Source organism: Pseudomonas sp. MF6747 (assembly GCF_963890955.1).
Taxonomy (GTDB): domain Bacteria; phylum Pseudomonadota; class Gammaproteobacteria; order Pseudomonadales; family Pseudomonadaceae; genus Aquipseudomonas.
Genome location: NZ_CAWPSZ010000003.1, coordinates 1 through 15,338 on the forward strand (window position 1 = coordinate 1; position 15,338 = coordinate 15,338).

Here is a 15,338-nt window from a genome sequence, read left to right on the forward strand (position 1 = left end):
AGTGAAACGATGCATCGCCGATGGTAGTGTGGGGTTTCCCCATGTGAGAGTAGGTCATCGTCAAGATTAAATTCCAAAGCCCCTGTTTGCTAACGCAAACAGGGGCTTTGTTTTGGGCGGTCGAAAAGCGCAAGTGCAAGCGTACTTGCGAACGAAGTGCACCAACAAAACGCGCATTCCCTGAATAACCCGATCATCGCAAAAGCCCAACCTTCTCCCCGAAATCGCCAATATCAGCAAACGCTACGTCCTCCCATTATTGCGCCGCATGCCGCGACGGCCCGCTTGACCAGCGGTTCAATCCGTCCGACAAATTTGCACAGTTATTTCTGAACCAGACCATTAGAATAGGCACCTAACCTTTTTTAGAGTTCGAGCCCTAACTATGCCCGATCCGGTTGATACCCCAGCGGTGTCGGATTTACCCCTGGACGATCTGGTGGCATGCCATGAGTGCGACTTGCTGATGCGCAAGCCCACGCTCGCTCGAGGCGAAAAGGCTCAATGCCCACGCTGCGGTTATGAGCTCTATGCTCACCGCTACAATGTCGTTGAGCGCAGCCTCGCCTTGGTAATCGCCGCACTTTTGCTGTATATCCCCGCGAACTTTTTACCCATCATGCAGCTCAATCTACTCGGGCAGTCCTCAGAGGATACCGTTTGGAGCGGCGTTGTAGGTCTGTTCGATACCGGCATGCAAGGCGTCGCCGCAGTCGTGTTTCTGTGCAGCATGGGCATCCCATTGCTCAAATTGCTCTGCCAATTGGCTGTGCTGCTGAGCATTCGCTGGAAGATCGGCCGCAGCTATGGGTTGTTGCTCTACCGCATTTACCATCACTTGAAAGACTGGGGAATGTTGGAGGTCTACCTGATGGGCGTGCTCGTGGCGATCGTCAAACTCGCCGACATGGCCTCCATCACGGTCGGCCTGGGGCTTATCTGTTTCGTCAGTCTATTAATGGTTCAGGTGCTGCTTGAGGTGGTGATGTCGCCCCACCAGATCTGGCAAGCGTTGTCAGGAGAGGATGATCATGCGGGCGATTGATGCAGGCATTCTGATTTGTACCGAATGCTATGAGCTGAACAAGCAAGAAGCCGACACCGATGAGCAGCTCTGCACCCGTTGCGGTGCGCTGGTCCACGCCCGTCGTCCCAACAGCCTTACGCGTACCTGGGCGTTACTGATCACGGCGGCGATCCTGTATATCCCCGCCAACCTGTTACCAATCATGACCATCAACTCCCTTGGCCAGGGCGATCCAAGTACCATCATGGCCGGCGTGATCCAGTTGGTGCAGCACGGCATGTTCCCTATCGCTGCTGTGGTGTTTATTGCCAGTATTCTTGTACCGACATTCAAGCTGGTGGGCATTGGCCTGCTGTTGTTCTCGGTGCAGCGTCGCCAGCCGCTGTCCGCGCAACAACGGATTATCATGTACCGCTTCATCGAATTCATTGGCCGCTGGTCCATGCTGGATATCTTCGTGATCGCCATCCTGGTAGCGGTTGTTAACTTTGGGCGACTTGCCAGTGTCGAGGCTAATCTCGGTGCTGCAGCGTTCGCCAGTGTGGTGATCTTGACGATGCTTGCCGCAGTAACTTTTGATCCCCGACTGATTTGGGACAACACGGAGTCGGACGACGACCATGAGTGATTTGCCAAAAGCTAAAACCCGCCCGGCCTCCAACTGGTCGGCCATTTGGGTGTTGCCCCTGATAGCCCTGATCATCGGTGGTTGGCTGGGATGGCGTGCCTATTCCCAACAAGGCATCGAGATCCAGGTGCGCTTTGAAAGTGGCGAAGGCATCCAGGCCAACAAGACCGAAGTGGTCTACAAAGGCATGCCCGTGGGCAAGGTCAAGACCCTGGCCCTGGATGACGAGGGCAACAATCGCGGGGTGATCGCCACCATCGAGATGAACAAGGATGTGGAGCAATACCTCAAGACCAACACCCGTTTCTGGCTGGTCAAACCCAGCGTCAGCCTCGCCGGTATCACCGGTCTGGAAACCCTGGTCTCGGGTAACTACATTGCGGCCAGCCCTGGCGACGGCGAGCCGTCGCGCAAATTCAAGGCCCTTTCCGAAGAGCCGCCTTTATCCGACGCCAAGCCCGGCTTGCACCTGACCATCAAGGCCGATCGCCTGGGCTCGCTCAACCGTGGCAGCCCGGTGTTCTACAAGCAGATTCAGGTTGGCCAGGTCAAAAGCTACCTGCTGTCCGAAGACCAGAGTACGGTCGAGATCAAGGTCTACATCGAGCCCACTTACGCCAGCCTGGTGCGCAAACATACGCGCTTTTGGAACGCCAGCGGCATCAGCATCGACGCCAACCTCTCCGGCGTGAAGGTGCGCAGCGAGTCGCTCTCGAGCATCGTTGCCGGCGGCATCGCTTTCGCTACACCCGAGAACCGCAAGGACAGCCCTCCCACCGATCCAAGCCTGCCGTTTCGCTTGTACGAAGACTTCGACGCAGCGGCGGCCGGTCTCAAGGTCAAGGTCAAACTCACCGACTTCGAAGGCCTGCAGGCCGGGCGCACACCGGTCATGTACAAAGGTATTCAGGTCGGTAGCCTGAAGACCCTGAAGATTGACCCTGACCTGTCCAGCGCCAATGCCGAGCTCACCCTCGACCCGCTTGCCGAAGACTACCTGGTGCAAGACACCCAGTTCTGGGTGGTCAAACCGTCCATCTCGCTTGCCGGTATCACCGGCCTGGAAGCGTTGGTTAAAGGTAACTACATCGCCATTCGCCCTGGCGACAAAGGCAGTGCGCCGCAGCGCGAATTCGTCGCTCGGGCCAAGGCACCACCGTTGGACCTGCGCTCCCCCGGCCTGCACATGGTGTTGTTCACCGACAGCCTAGGCTCGCTGGATGTCGGCAGCCCGATCCTCTACAAACAGGTCAAGGTGGGTTCGGTACAGAGCTACCAGTTCTCGCGCAAGAACAAGCAATTGGTGATCGGTGTCCACATCGAGAAGGAATACGAAAACCTGGTCAACGGTTCGACGCGCTTCTGGAATGCCAGCGGCGTGACGCTGACAGGCGGGCTCACCGGGGGCATCCAGGTCAAGAGTGAATCCCTGGCCAGCTTGATGGCCGGCGGTATTGCCTTCGAAACCCCGGAACCGAACGTGCCGCTGAAAAAACGTATCCCGCGCTTCCGTCTGTTTGCCGATCGCGAGGCCGCCAATCAACACGGTACGCTGGTGACCATCAAGGTCGATCGTGCCGACGGCCTTCGCCCCGGCACCGCGGTACGCTTCAAAGGCCTGGACGTGGGCAAGATTGAAAGCGTCGACCTCAGTGCCGACATGCAGTCGGTGTTGCTCAGCGCGCGCATCACCCAAGTGGCGGATCGGATCGCCCGCGCCGGCAGCCAGTTCTGGGTGGTCAAGCCTGAGTTGGGCCTGATGAAAACCTCGAACCTGGAAACCCTGGTCACGGGCCAATACATCGAGGTGCAGCCATCTGCGAAAAACGCCGGCCCACAAAAGAGCTTCGTCGCGTTGGACAAGCCACCGGAGGCGGCCCGTCAGGAGGAAGGCCTGAGCCTGGTACTCAGCGCCGCACGCCGTGGCTCGTTGAAGGAAGGCGTGCCGGTCACCTACCGTGAGGTCACCGTCGGCAAAGTCACCGGCTACGAGCTGGGTCAAACCGCCGACCGCGTGCTGATCCATATCTTGATCGAGCCCAAGTACGCGCCACTGGTGCGCAGTGGCAGCCGCTTCTGGAACACCAGCGGTTTCGGTCTCGACTTCGGCTTGTTCAAAGGCGCGACAGTGCGCACTGAATCCCTGGAGACACTGGTCGCCGGCGGTATCGCGTTCGCCACGCCAGACGGCGAGCGCATGGGCAATGCTGCCCGGCCGCAGCAGACCTTCCCGCTGTTCGACAAGTTTGAAGATGAATGGCTGACGTGGGCGCCTAAGATTTCGCTCGGCAAGTAAACCGAGGCGCGGCCATCGCGCGCAAGCCCGGCTCCCATATTCAAGCGCATTTATCCTGTAGAAATGCGGTCACCTGTGGGAGCGGGCTTGCCCGCGAAGAGGCCATAACCGGCGAAAAAAAAGGCCCCTGGGTGCTCACCCAGGGGCCTTTTTGCATTTCAGCTCAGTGGCTCAAACCTCATCCAGCTCCGGCTCATCCGCCTGCACATTCACGGTCGCCTTCACTGCATCGTGACGACGGATGTACTTCCAGTCCGCCTCATCAATGTAGATGCCGTTCGGCCCGCTGCCACCTTCCAGGTCGATCGCCACCTGGGCGGACACCTGCGGCTTCACACTGGCCAGAATCGGCACAAAACCCAGCTGCAAACTGGTTTCCAGCAGCGCCGCCTGGTTCTTCTCATCGATGTCCGCTGCCTCATCGAGGTAGTACGGCAAACGCACGCGCCCGGCCTGATCACGGTCCATCAAGTGCAGCAACAAGTACATGTTGGTCAGCGCCTTGATGGTCATGGTGGTGCCGTTGGATGCCGCGCCGTCGATGTCGGTGTGAATCACCGGCTGGCCATGCACCTTGGTGATCTCGAACGCCAGCTCGAACAGGTCCTTGAGGCCCAACTGGTTATGGTTGGCGGCCACAAGGCGGGCCAGATATTCCTTGGCCTCTTCGTTCTTGTTGTCCTGCTCGGCGCTCTGGCTGAGGTCAAACACCGACAACGTCTCGCCTTCTTCATACTGACCGGCACTGTGGATGATCTGGTCGATATGCTTGAGGGCTTCCTTGTTCGGCGCCAGCACAATGCGGAAGCTTTGCAGGTTGGACACCTGGCGCTTGTTGATCTCGCGGTTGAACAAGGCCAACTGGTGTTCCAGGCTGTCGTAGTCGCTGCGGATATTGCGCAGGGTGCGCGCAATATCGGTGACGGCTGCACGGCGCGCCTTGCCCAAGGTCAGGGCTTCGTCAGTGCGGTGCGCATACGCGTTGATCAGCAGTTGCAGGCGACGTTCAACGTCATCCTCGCTGTCAAACTTGGCCACGCCTTTAAGGCGAACCTGCGCATACAAGGCTTCGATCTGGCCGTCGGCGCGCAGCAAACCCTGCCAGCTGTCCTGATAGTCATTGAGCAGCGGCAGCAGGTTATCCATGGAGTCATCGACCGGGTCCATGAACGGCGTGCCGAACGGCAAGTCTGCCGGTAGCAGCTGGCGACGGCGCAACGCGTCATCCAGGGTGCGTTGCTTGGCTTCCATATCGCCAATCTGACGCCCAACCAATTGCAGCTTGGCCGACAGCTGCTGCACGCGTTCGGTGAAGGCGTCGCTGGAGCGCTTCAACTCATCCTGGGCGGCTTCCATTTGCGCCAGGTTTTCCAGCTTCTCGCCTTCTTCAGCGCTCAGGGTCTGGGCGCGACGGAAGTCCTCCAACGCTTTCTGCGCATCCAGCACTTGCTGGTACAGCGCTTCAGTCTGGGTCTTGCTGGCTGCGCGGTCGGAGGCTACGGCCTGCTGGGTCTTGAGTTGCTTGAGTTCTTTTTCCAGGCGCTCTTTCTGGTCGCGCAACGCCGCGCGGTCCGCCAGGGCCTGCAACGCCGGTGGCTCAATGTGCGAGATGTCGATGGACAGCCCAGGCACTTCGAAACGCTCGCCTTTGAAGCCGTCGAGGATCTGCTCCAGGGATTTGACCCACTGGCCGTCCTCATCCAGCGTAATGCCGTGCTCGCCCAATGGCAGGCTGAACAACGAGCTGTTGAACAGGCGCATCAGACGCTCGACATCCTGCTGCGAAAACTCTTCGCGCAGTTTGGCGTAGCTGTTGTTGTCCGCGTGGTCGAGCTGCTGCTTGACCGACTTCAAGCGTTTTTCCAGATCGCGCAAGCGCTCGTCCAAATCCTCGGCGCTGAACTGCCGCGACTGCGCCAGGGCGCCGGCCAATTCATCGTGAGCATCCTTGGCCGCCAGCAGCTGCTGCTCCAGCACCTTGACGTCATCCACCAGGGCGAAGCGATGCTTGAGCACTGACAGCTCGCCCAGCCAACGCTGGATGCCGCTGATTTCCCGCTCCAGACGCATCAGCTCCTGGGTGCCACCGCGCTGATCGTTTTGCAGCGCGTCCTGCTCATTGCGGTAATGCTCGGCCTGGATCGTCAGCTCTTCCTTGCGCGCGCTGGCGTAGTCCGACCAGGTGCCCAGCAACGAATCCAGCAAGGGCGACAGGCGATGCAGTTTGCCGCGCAGAACATCGCGCTGCCGAACGCCATTGGCCAACGCCTCAACCAACGGGCCGGCAGCCACCAGCGAGTTGTAATCCTGCTCCATGCGTCGTACATCACGGAACGCTTCTTCGCACGCCGCGATGTAGTCCACGCTGCCGGAACGCAGGCTGTGTTCAAAGGCATCCAGGAACAATTGCTTGAGCTTGGCCGCGGTGATTTCGCGCATGTGCAGCAGGTTGATAAACAGCGCGCGGAAGGTTTTCAGGCTCTGCTCGCTGGTGGAGCGCAGCGGAATCAGGGTCAGGTCCAGCGGGATCGAAGTGTGGCCGCCCACCAGCAAACGGCGCAGTTCGTCCGGCTTTAGCTCGTAGGCTTTCAGGCCTTCGCGCTCAAGGTTGGTGAACAGCTCTTTCTGACGCAGGCAAGTGTCGTTTTTCTGGTAATGCGCCAGGTCCAGCTTGCCGGCGTAGGCAAAGAACTGGTGCCCGAAACCACCGCCCGGGCCACGCCCGACCACGCCGATCACGTGCGGGCCGTGGGGCAGCGAGACTTCCACGAGGATGTAGCTGGTGTCGGTGGCAAAGTAGAAGCGCCGCGATTGCTCCAGGGTGTACTTGCCGAAACTCATGTCCGACATGCGCGCCAGAATCGGGAACTGCAGGGCGTTGATCGAGGCGGATTTACCCAGGTTGTTCGCGCCGTACACCGACAACGGTTCTTCCAGCGGGAACAGGCCCAAACTGTAACCGGCGGTGTTCAATAGGGCGAAGCGGCGGATGCCGTAACGTTCCTTGCTCATGCGTCGGTCTCCTGTTCTTCGGCAATGGCGCGGGCCAGGGCGTCTTCTTCGCTGTCTTCGTCAAAGTCGCTCAAGTCCAGCGGGTCGTCGGTCTTGAGCAGTTTTTCATCGCTGTCTTCGTCGATGATCACCGGCGCCGGCAGAGGCAGCACGCTGTGCACACTGGCGGCGAGGTCGCGGTCCTGCTGCACCGACAGGCACACGTCGAGGAAACGGTGCATCGGCGGCAGGAAGCGATACACACCGTTGTCTTCGCTGGCAAAACCCAGCTGCGTCATGCGGCGCATGATTTTTTCTTCAAGTTCTTCCTGGGTCTGCACTTCGGCCTGGATAAACAGATCGCGGTACTTCTCCAGCAACGACGGCAATTCGTCGCGGCCCAGGCTGCCGCCGTCGAGCACGGCGATCGGGTCGCGGCCCTGGTCGGCCAGGTGCTCGACAAGGATGAAGGTGAATAGCGCCAGGCGTTGGGCAGTCTTGTTCACTTGCGCGCTGGCAATCGCCGAGTCCGGCACAAAGTAATAGAAGCCGCGTGTATCGCACACCAGCTCAAAGCCCAACGCCTTGAACAGCGTGCGGTACTGGTCCTGGAAGTTCGACAGCTGTGCGTACAGCTCCGGGTCGCGGCGGCTGACGTGGTAACCCTTGAACAGCTCGCGAAAGATCGGCGCCAGCTGGGACAGTTCGGATAGATCAAGATGCATGAGGTGTACTCGCAGAATGCTCGGCGGCATCGGTGCCGGCCGGGAGCAGGGCGAAGGAGCGCAGGCTGACCTGGTGCTCGTGTGTGTGGTAGTCGCGGCGTTCCAGGCGTTCGCGCTTGAAGCGTTTTTCACGCGAGAGCCGCGAGAACCAGTACAACAATTCGTCGGTGGCGCCGTCCGGTTCCTGCTCCAGCAGCCAGGTCATCAGGTCTGGCATCGGCAGCGCGTCTTCGCAGCGCTCGAGCATTTCCTTGACCGTGCGCGGAGCACGCTGGGCGTCGCCCTTGTGGGATTTGTGCGCCTTGGGGAAACGCGCCGGTTTCGGCTCGAAATTCGCCAGCGCGTACACATAGGCCTCGACCTGGCTGGCACTGCCGAGAAAGGTGCTTTGCGGTCGCGTGAACATCGGCATCGCCGCTTGCGGCACGGCGTCCAGACCTTTACGGCGGATGGCCGACAAGGCCAGCGCGGCGCCACGGGTCACGGCGTTGTGCCGGCGTGCTTCTTCACGCAACGGCAGCAGCAGTTCGCGCGCATGACGCAAGGTCAGCTGGGCGCTGGTCTGCATTTCGAGGATGCGCGCGTGGGTGCGCAGCAGCATGTCGTCATCGACCAGGTGGCCGAGGCGTTGTTGCTCGGTGAGCATGCGCAACAGCACGTTTTCGACCTTGCGCACGCCTTGTTCAAAGGCGCCGTCGGCGTTCACCAGCTGAATCATCGGCTCGACGTATTCGTCCCAGGTCGCCAGCACTTCGGCATACCGCTGGCGCAACGGAATCTGCCGGTCGCTGGTCTTGGCGCGGTCGGCCACGGCCGCGAGGGCTTGCTCGTCGTTGGCGAGTTTTTTCAATACATCGCGTACGCGCATGTCCAACAGGCGCAGTTGGCGGGCCAGGTCGTGGCCATCCCGGATGTCGAAGGCGTCCTGAATGTAGCCGGCCAGGCGCTCGAGGTGGCGCAGGTAGGCTTCAATTTCCAGGCACAGGCCAAGCCGGTGCTCCTTGCGAAGATAGGCCAGGAAGTCGTGGATCTGTGCGTTGAGCTCGAAACGGTTCGGGCTTTTGGCGACAGGCACCAGGATATCCAGGCGAATCCACACGTCCAGCAGGCTGGTGATGTCCTGGGGCGTGCTGTCCAGTTGTTGGGCGGCCAGTTGCGCGCGCAGTTCGCCAAGGCTCAAGGTGCCTTGGTCGAAGTGTTCGCACAGTGGCTCAAGTAAGGCCCAGTGTTCGGCGAGGGCGCGCAGGACGCGCTTGGGTTCGATCATGGGAATGGCCGGCTGGTTGGCGATTAAAAGTCGCGATTGTACTGCATCAGGCGCGGGATTTATCCACAGCCGGTCAGTGCACAGTGGGCGATTGTTACCGAACAGCGGTAGAATCCCCGCTCTTTAGTTATCCACAAGTGGCCGAGCTGTGCTTATCGAGTCCCGACGTCGCGCTTACTTGACCGCCATGCAGGTGGTCAACTGGCTGCCCCGCACCGAACTGCCGTTTGCCGCCCCATCGCGGCCCGAGCTGCTGCAGGCGCTTGAGCCTTATGAGGCGTTCGACGTGTCGGGGGAAGAGGCGGCTGCGCCGGTGGCCGTGGTCAAGCCCACGCCTGAATCGCGCCCTGTCGTCGAGCGGGTGAAGGTCGAAGTGCCGCGCCCGGCGCCAATGGCCAAGCCGGTGGTGGCCGAAACGGTTGCGCCGGTGGCCAAGGCGCCGGTGGTGCCGCCGCCGCGCTTTGCCCTGCAATTGCTGCGGGCCGGGCGTTGTCTGCTATTGGTGGAGTTACCCACAGGCGAGCGCTTCCAGACGCGCGACCCGGCTTACATGCTGCTCAAGGACATGCTGCGTGCTGCCGGCCTGCCCGACAGCCCGCAAATCGTCGGCGACCCGGTGCGCTGGCCGCTGCTGGTGCGTGGCAACATGGACCAGGGCCCGGAAGCCGCGCGGGATTTTGTGCAAGGTTTTGTTTCGGCGCGCCTCGAAGACGAGCCGTGCGTGTGCCTGTGGTTGATCGGCCTGCCCGCCGTGCGGTTTGCCGGCGAGGCGAATGCCGAGGCCTGGTACCGTGAACTGCAGGTCGAAGGCCTTGGGTCGGTGTGGGCCCTGCCGGGCCTGGAATTATTAATGGAAGAGCCACAGCGTAAGGCTGATGTATGGCAAGCCATGCGCCGGCTGATGGCGCGCTGGAAAAGTACCGATGAGTGAAGCTTTATCTTTCCGCCCAATGACCGAGGCGGACCTCGACGCTGTACTGAAGATTGAATACGCGGCGTTCAGCCATCCCTGGACCCGCGGGATTTTTCTCGACGGCTTGGGCAAGTACCAGATCTGGTTGATGTTTGAAGGTGAGCAGCAGGTAGGCCACGGCGTGGTGCAGATCATCCTCGATGAAGCGCATCTGCTGAACATTACCGTCAAGCCGGAAAACCAGGGCCGGGGTTTGGGCCTGGCGTTGCTGGAACACTTGATGTCCCGCGCTTATGCCGCCAATGCCCGCGAGTGTTTCCTGGAAGTACGCGACAGCAATACGGGGGCGTTTCGCCTGTACGAACGTTACGGTTTCAACGAAATCGGCCGTCGGCGCGATTACTACCCGGCCGTGGGTGGCCGCGAAGATGCAGTCGTGATGGCCTGCACGTTAGTGGACTGAATACACACGCCAATGTGGGAGCGGGCTTGCTCGCGAATACGGAGCATCAGTCAAAGATTTACTGACTGAACGACCGCATTCGCGAGCAAGCCCGCTCCCACATGTTGAACCGCGCTGTATCAGCGGTTGCCGTCGACCGGGTCGATGTCGGCCAGCTCAGCCTCATCGAGCCCGTTGCCGCCGCCGATCTCATCTTCATCGACGATGCTCAGATCGTAATCCGCCGGGTTATCCTCGCCTTCCTCCCGCGCATCCCGCGCACCGTCCTCATGGATAAGGGTTTCGGGGCTCATATCGTCGTCGGTCGGCTCATGGTCCTGCGTAGAGGCCCCGGTCATCCCGGCTTCGCGTACCCGTTCGTCGGGCATCAGGTGCTCGCGCTCGCCTGCCGGGATCTCATCGCCGATTTCCGCGGTCGGTCCGTCCTCGTCAAAATCCAGCTCGCGCATCGAGCCCATGCGGTCTTCGTTATCGTCAATCGGTTCCGGCTGCGTAGCGCCGTAGGGACGTCGTGATTCAGTCATGGCCAATCCTCATACTGTGGGGCTTATAGTGTGTGGACAGGCACGGCGCCCTAAAGATTCAAGCTAATTACGGCTTGGCGTGACCCGGACGAGCGGTTGTCTGTCACACAGCTGCGCATCATTCCTGAGGCTTTCCCTGATGAACGAACTACAAGACCTGCTTGATAACAACGAACGCTGGGCGGACGCGATCAAACAGGAAGATCCCGAATTCTTCGCCAAGCTTGCCCGCCAGCAAACCCCGGAATACCTGTGGATCGGTTGCTCCGACGCCCGCGTACCGGCCAACGAGATCGTCGGCATGTTGCCGGGTGATCTGTTCGTGCACCGCAACGTCGCCAATGTGGTGCTGCACACCGACCTCAATTGCCTGTCGGTGATCCAGTACGCAGTCGATGTGCTCAAGGTCAAACACATCCTCGTCACCGGCCACTATGGCTGCGGCGGTGTGCGCGCGTCGATGCAGGACCGCCAGTTCGGCCTGATCGACGGCTGGCTGAGGACTATTCGTGATCTTTATTACGAAAACCGTGACCTGCTGGCCCAGCTGCCGACCGAAGAAGAGCGCGTCGATCGCCTTTGCGAGCTGAACGTGATTCAGCAAGTGGCCAACGTCGGCCACACCAGCATTGTGCAAAACGCCTGGCACCGTGGGCAGAGCCTGTCGATTCATGGCTGCATCTATGGCATCAAGGATGGCCGCTGGAAAAGCTTGAACACCACCATCAGTGGTTTTGAGCAGCTGCCGCCGCAATACCGCCTGCGCCCGTTGGGCGAAGCCTAAGGTCTTTTGCGTTCACGCCACCGGGCCATGAACGCCTGACCTTCGCTGTTTAACGGCTCCTGGTTGCCGGTGATCCAGCCCCGGCAGTTCAGCTCGCCGCACAGGCAAGCGAACTGCTGGGGCAGCGCGTCCTCGGTACTGGCGTAATCCAGCGTCAGCAAGGTGCCGGGAGCGATCGGCTGTATGGTCCAGAGCTCCAGGTCTGTGGTGTCGAAAAACACATTCGGGTCGCAGGAGTGCATCAACAGGCCGCAGAACCAGGAGTCATACAGGTGGATACGGGGTGACAGCTGCAGCGTATGCGGGCGCCGCTCCCCCACGGCGTAGCCGGAAACCTTGGCGATGCGCACACGGCTGTCGAAGGCGATACGAGCTTTGACCCCGGCAGGCAATCCGTTAGCGTCCTGAATGGGCTGGAATTGCTCGGTCGAAGGATAGCCCGGTTCAAAAAGCAGGGTTTTGAAAGGGTAAAGACAGTCCTTTGTGCTGGTTTTAGCCTTATCCATGGCTTGAGTTTTCATAACTCTCCTGGCTTAGGCTGCATCGACCTACTGAGTTGTCTGACGGCCAGTCTTGCAGCGAATGTGTGCGGCCCCAGACTCGCCCAAGTTGAATTCGATTTCTACTGTCAAATCTGACAGTAGAAACCGTTTTGTTTGTGCGTTTTATAGCGCTGGCGCGGTGAGCGACGCTGCCGGCACCACGCCTTTGAGCTGTTTCAACTGGGCCTTGATCGCAGGCGTGGCGCATTTGGCGTTGGCCTGTTCCGGGGTCAGGTTGCGTACCGAGGTGTAAAACAGCTCACAGGTCTGCTCCTTGCGCGTGACCTGCCAGGTGTTCATGCACGCCTTTAGCAACACATTCGGATCGCTGGCGGGCTTCTGCCCGATGCCGGCTTGCCAGCAGGCAGCGCTCAAATCCTGGCCCATCACCTTCAAGCCGGCTTCGTCGGCTTTTTGTTCATTGCCGTCGTAGGTGGCAGGGTCTGCCGCGTACCAGATGTAGCTGGGGTGGTTGGCGCCCAGCACCGACACGGGTTTGCCTTCGGTCGGGCTGATCTGCGCCAGGCCCAGCACCGCCACCGTCTGACCGTACTGTTGTTTGATCCAGCTGCGCACCGGCGCACCGAACGCCACCATCGGCAATGAGCCGTTGGCGTGCAGGCTCAGCTCCTTGACCATGCGGGTCTGATAGTCGGTGAAATAGCTGTAGACCGTTTCCAGGTCCTTGCCCGCGTTGGACGGCGCGGCGATGGGGGCGATATCGATGATGGTCTGGTAGGCCGGGGTTTCGGTGGCCGGGATGCCGTTGTCGGTGAGCAACGTGGCCCAGCGATCGGTGGTGGCCGATTCCAGGTAATCCTGGGCCTGGGTCAGCGAGTAATCCGGCGGGAAGTGCAGCAGCTCGATGCTTTTGCGGTTTTCCAGGGCCATGCCCAGCGGCAGGAACAGGTACCAGTTGTAGGCCCATTTGCCGTCGGTGTTGAGCTTGCTGGCGCCTTGGTAGGCCAGGTCAGCGGTGTTGAGCAGCGTGGTGAGGGGCTGGCCGTAGTGGTCGGGTACGCCGCTGAAGGTCGCCACGACCTCGCCGTCATGGGTTTTCACGCTGACTTTGGCGCGGCTGTACCCGTCGCGCTGCAAGCTCTGGTTCAGGTAGTGCTCGGCGGTCTGCTCCAGCGTCCATGGCCGAAAGCAGATCACGTTGCAATTATTGGGAAACGCGAACAATTGGGTGACGCGTTGCGTGCTGCCCAGTGGTACTTCGATATCGGCGTGTACGACCGCACTGGCCAGCAGTGCGACCAAGGTGAAGGACAGCCTGGTCGGTTTGAACATAGTTGGTTCCTTGTCAGCGAAAGCCCGTCTGCGCGGGGTGAAAGCCCACCTCCACACAGTAGCGGCTGACCAGGAAAACCGCGTGCTAAATCGCCAGGCGTGTCGCTATTGGATAAGAAAACCTACACCTTGAATTGCAATGCGTTGCTCAAATCGCCCATGGGCGTCTGGCCGCGGGAAATCATCGCGTCGTCGCGCTGCTTGAGGCCGTCCAGTTTCTCCAGCTGGAACACCCTGGTGATCAAACGCAGGATCGATGCCGTGTCGTAAACCGTGTGGTCCACGGTGCTTTTGCGCGCAAACGGCGACACCACCAGCGCTGGAATTCGCGTGCCCGGGCCCCAGCGGTCGCCTTTGGGCGGCGCCACGTGGTCCCACCAGCCGCCGTTTTCATCGACGGTCACCACCACCACCATGTTTTTCCACTGCGGACTTTCCTGCAGCACTTTCAAGGCGCGAGCGATATGGCGATCGCCCGAGGCCACGTCGGCGTAACCGGCGTGCATGTTCAGGTTGCCCTGAGGCTTATAGAAGCTCACGGCAGGCAGCTTGCCGGCCTGGGCGTCGGCGAAGAATTTGTTGGTGCTGGCCTCATCACCCAAGCCGCCATCGCGCAGGCGTTTATCACGCTCGGCGCGGTTTTCTGGCCCTTGTTGCTTGAAGTAGTTGAACGGCTGGTGGTGATACTGAAAGTTGGGGATTTTCGGGATGCCGCCCGAATCCTTGAACTGGTCGAGGGTCGCTTGCCACGCCCCGGCGTACCAGGCCCAGTCGACGTTCTTTTTCGACAGCTTGTCGCCGATGTGTTCGTGGGTCTGCGGCACGAGCACGTTGGGCAGGTCGGGTTTGGAGTAATCCGGGTTTTGCGGGTCGCGGATCCAAGTCGGCCAGTACGGCGGGGCGAGGGTGTTCACGCCGTAGCCGTCCGGCGTCAGTGCGCTGGGGCCAAACTGCGGTGGGCCGGTCATGGCGCTGGCGGGTGACTTGTCCAGCGGCTTGAGACGCGGGTCGGCAGGGTCATCGCTTTGCAGCGTGGCAATCTGCGCCTTGGCCACCGACTGCGCGGCGTTTGGATAAAACGGCGCCGTGGCGCTGATCAGGTACTGGTGGTTAAGAAACGAGCCACCAAATGCACCCTGAAAGAAGTTGTCGCACAGCACAAACTCCTTGGCCACATCCCACAGGCGCAAGGAATAACGGCTCTGGGCGTAATGGCCCATCACCAGGCCACCGGAATCGCCCCAGGCCACAAAGTTGTCGTTCTTGCCGCCGTTGATCTGCATCTGGTTCTGGTAGAACACGTGCCACAAATCGCGCGTGACCAGGCTCAAAGGCAGGTCTTCGGCGTTCGGGCCCTTGAGAGCAAACGGTGCGTTGGGCAGGTTTTCCTGGAATTGCACTTCGCTGGGGTAGGTCACCCCATCGACAGTTTGCGGGCCGACTTGTAACACACCGCCCCAGGTTGGCGGCAGGCTGGTCAGCAGGCTGCCGTCGCGGTCGCGTTGCTGGGCCTCGGCGCCGGAGAGTGCCGAGAGTGGTTTTTCCACGCCAGGGAAATCAGCAAACAAATTGTTGAAACTGCGGTTTTCGGCATAAATCACCACCACGGTTTTCACCTGGTCGTGCAAGGCCTTGTCCAGCTCTTGAGGTGTGAGCGGTCGCGTCACCGGTGTGCTCGGTGTTTCACCGGTGTGGCCGCAGGCACTCAAGGTCGCGCCGACCCCCAGCACTGCCGCGCCCCCCAGGAAACGCCGGCGGCTGGTGTCTACCGGCGGTTGGGCGATGGAATCGGGGGAAGGGCGGTCTTCGTGCTCGTCACTCATTGCTGGGAGTCCCTGCGCGGTGGTTGTTTCAAGATATTTCGCAGGACGGTAGCAACGCAATG

Annotated in this window: 13 protein-coding genes; 6 read left to right on the plus strand and 7 right to left on the minus strand. The window is 60.5% G+C overall.

The window, feature by feature from the left end; all coding sequences use genetic code 11:
• Nucleotides 1–385: 385 nt before the first annotated feature.
• The 3 genes from AACW30_RS03660 to AACW30_RS03670 are packed head-to-tail and all read left to right on the plus strand — an operon-like array spanning nucleotide 386 to nucleotide 3,951.
• Complete coding sequence (locus tag AACW30_RS03660; RefSeq protein WP_145165466.1) at nucleotides 386–1,045, plus strand: paraquat-inducible protein A; 660 nt, start codon at nucleotides 386–388, stop codon at nucleotides 1,043–1,045.
• Nucleotides 1,032–1,655, plus strand: coding sequence for a paraquat-inducible protein A (locus AACW30_RS03665; protein WP_200624302.1), 624 nt, complete (start codon nucleotides 1,032–1,034; stop codon nucleotides 1,653–1,655). The genes AACW30_RS03660 and AACW30_RS03665 overlap by 14 nt, the downstream gene beginning before the upstream one ends.
• Nucleotides 1,648–3,951, plus strand: a complete 2,304-nt coding sequence (locus AACW30_RS03670; protein ID WP_106578504.1) for a PqiB family protein — start codon at nucleotides 1,648–1,650, stop codon at nucleotides 3,949–3,951. Before AACW30_RS03665 ends, AACW30_RS03670 begins: the two co-directional genes overlap by 8 nt.
• Before the next feature lie 171 nt (nucleotides 3,952–4,122).
• On the opposite strand, the gene mksF is transcribed toward AACW30_RS03670, so the two are convergent.
• Genes mksF through mksB form a run of 3 tightly spaced genes read right to left on the minus strand, consistent with a single transcriptional unit; the run spans nucleotide 4,123 to nucleotide 8,934 of the window.
• Nucleotides 4,123–6,963: an Mks condensin complex protein MksF gene (mksF, locus tag AACW30_RS03675; protein WP_106578505.1), complete on the minus strand. Its 2,841-nt coding sequence runs from the start codon at nucleotides 6,961–6,963 to the stop codon at nucleotides 4,123–4,125.
• Entirely contained in the window at nucleotides 6,960–7,667 is a 708-nt protein-coding gene (gene mksE / locus AACW30_RS03680; RefSeq protein WP_106578506.1) for an Mks condensin complex protein MksE, read from the minus strand. The genes mksF and mksE overlap by 4 nt, the downstream gene beginning before the upstream one ends.
• Nucleotides 7,657–8,934: an Mks condensin complex protein MksB gene (gene mksB / locus AACW30_RS03685; protein WP_106578507.1), complete on the minus strand. Its 1,278-nt coding sequence runs from the start codon at nucleotides 8,932–8,934 to the stop codon at nucleotides 7,657–7,659. Before mksB ends, mksE begins: the two co-directional genes overlap by 11 nt.
• Nucleotides 8,935–9,121: 187 nt before the next feature.
• Here mksB and AACW30_RS03690 point away from each other — a divergent pair, with 187 nt between their 5' ends.
• Together AACW30_RS03690 and rimI are read left to right on the plus strand one after the other, a co-directional pair.
• Nucleotides 9,122–9,865, plus strand: coding sequence for an energy transducer TonB (locus tag AACW30_RS03690; protein ID WP_106578508.1), 744 nt, complete (start codon nucleotides 9,122–9,124; stop codon nucleotides 9,863–9,865).
• Nucleotides 9,858–10,310: a ribosomal protein S18-alanine N-acetyltransferase gene (rimI, locus tag AACW30_RS03695; RefSeq protein ID WP_003188286.1), complete on the plus strand. Its 453-nt coding sequence runs from the start codon at nucleotides 9,858–9,860 to the stop codon at nucleotides 10,308–10,310. The genes AACW30_RS03690 and rimI overlap by 8 nt, the downstream gene beginning before the upstream one ends.
• Nucleotides 10,311–10,429: 119 nt before the next feature.
• On the opposite strand, the gene AACW30_RS03700 is transcribed toward rimI, so the two are convergent.
• The gene (locus AACW30_RS03700) at nucleotides 10,430–10,834 is read right to left on the minus strand and encodes a serine kinase/phosphatase (RefSeq protein WP_119736368.1); all 405 of its coding nucleotides are present in this window, start codon (nucleotides 10,832–10,834) and stop codon (nucleotides 10,430–10,432) included.
• Between the two features lie 139 nt (nucleotides 10,835–10,973).
• Here AACW30_RS03700 and can point away from each other — a divergent pair, with 139 nt between their 5' ends.
• Nucleotides 10,974–11,618 carry a carbonate dehydratase gene (can, locus tag AACW30_RS03705; RefSeq protein ID WP_010213394.1) on the plus strand — a complete coding sequence of 215 codons (645 nt, stop codon included), beginning with the start codon at nucleotides 10,974–10,976 and terminating at the stop codon, nucleotides 11,616–11,618.
• Here can and AACW30_RS03710 read toward each other — a convergent pair.
• The 3 genes from AACW30_RS03710 to acpA all read right to left on the minus strand — a co-directional run bounded on the left by AACW30_RS03710 (nucleotide 11,615) and on the right by acpA (nucleotide 15,276).
• Nucleotides 11,615–12,139, minus strand: a complete 525-nt coding sequence (locus tag AACW30_RS03710) for an SET domain-containing protein-lysine N-methyltransferase (protein WP_200624303.1) — start codon at nucleotides 12,137–12,139, stop codon at nucleotides 11,615–11,617. The two genes, can and AACW30_RS03710, sit on opposite strands and share 4 nt — an antisense overlap.
• 144 nt (nucleotides 12,140–12,283) lie before the next feature.
• Nucleotides 12,284–13,453, minus strand: a complete 1,170-nt coding sequence (locus tag AACW30_RS03715; RefSeq protein WP_200624304.1) for a hypothetical protein — start codon at nucleotides 13,451–13,453, stop codon at nucleotides 12,284–12,286.
• A gap of 122 nt (nucleotides 13,454–13,575) precedes the next feature.
• Entirely contained in the window at nucleotides 13,576–15,276 is a 1,701-nt protein-coding gene (gene acpA, locus AACW30_RS03720) for an acid phosphatase (protein WP_200624305.1), read from the minus strand.
• Nucleotides 15,277–15,338 lie beyond the last annotated feature (62 nt).

Excerpts from the sequence above, each read along its gene's own strand:
- mksB (WP_106578507.1), bottom strand. The coding sequence starts at position 8,934 with ATGATCGAACCCAAGCGCGTCCTGCGCGCCCTCGCCGAACACTGGGCC.
- AACW30_RS03715 (WP_200624304.1), bottom strand. The coding sequence starts at position 13,453 with ATGTTCAAACCGACCAGGCTGTCCTTCACCTTGGTCGCACTGCTGGCC.
- mksE (WP_106578506.1), bottom strand. The coding sequence starts at position 7,667 with ATGCATCTTGATCTATCCGAACTGTCCCAGCTGGCGCCGATCTTTCGC.
- rimI (WP_003188286.1), top strand. The coding sequence starts at position 9,858 with ATGAGTGAAGCTTTATCTTTCCGCCCAATGACCGAGGCGGACCTCGAC.
- AACW30_RS03710 (WP_200624303.1), bottom strand. The coding sequence starts at position 12,139 with ATGAAAACTCAAGCCATGGATAAGGCTAAAACCAGCACAAAGGACTGT.
- mksF (WP_106578505.1), bottom strand. The coding sequence starts at position 6,963 with ATGAGCAAGGAACGTTACGGCATCCGCCGCTTCGCCCTATTGAACACC.
- AACW30_RS03660 (WP_145165466.1), top strand. The coding sequence starts at position 386 with ATGCCCGATCCGGTTGATACCCCAGCGGTGTCGGATTTACCCCTGGAC.
- acpA (WP_200624305.1), bottom strand. The coding sequence starts at position 15,276 with ATGAGTGACGAGCACGAAGACCGCCCTTCCCCCGATTCCATCGCCCAA.
- AACW30_RS03700 (WP_119736368.1), bottom strand. The coding sequence starts at position 10,834 with ATGACTGAATCACGACGTCCCTACGGCGCTACGCAGCCGGAACCGATT.
- AACW30_RS03665 (WP_200624302.1), top strand. The coding sequence starts at position 1,032 with ATGCGGGCGATTGATGCAGGCATTCTGATTTGTACCGAATGCTATGAG.
- AACW30_RS03690 (WP_106578508.1), top strand. The coding sequence starts at position 9,122 with ATGCAGGTGGTCAACTGGCTGCCCCGCACCGAACTGCCGTTTGCCGCC.
- can (WP_010213394.1), top strand. The coding sequence starts at position 10,974 with ATGAACGAACTACAAGACCTGCTTGATAACAACGAACGCTGGGCGGAC.
- AACW30_RS03670 (WP_106578504.1), top strand. The coding sequence starts at position 1,648 with ATGAGTGATTTGCCAAAAGCTAAAACCCGCCCGGCCTCCAACTGGTCG.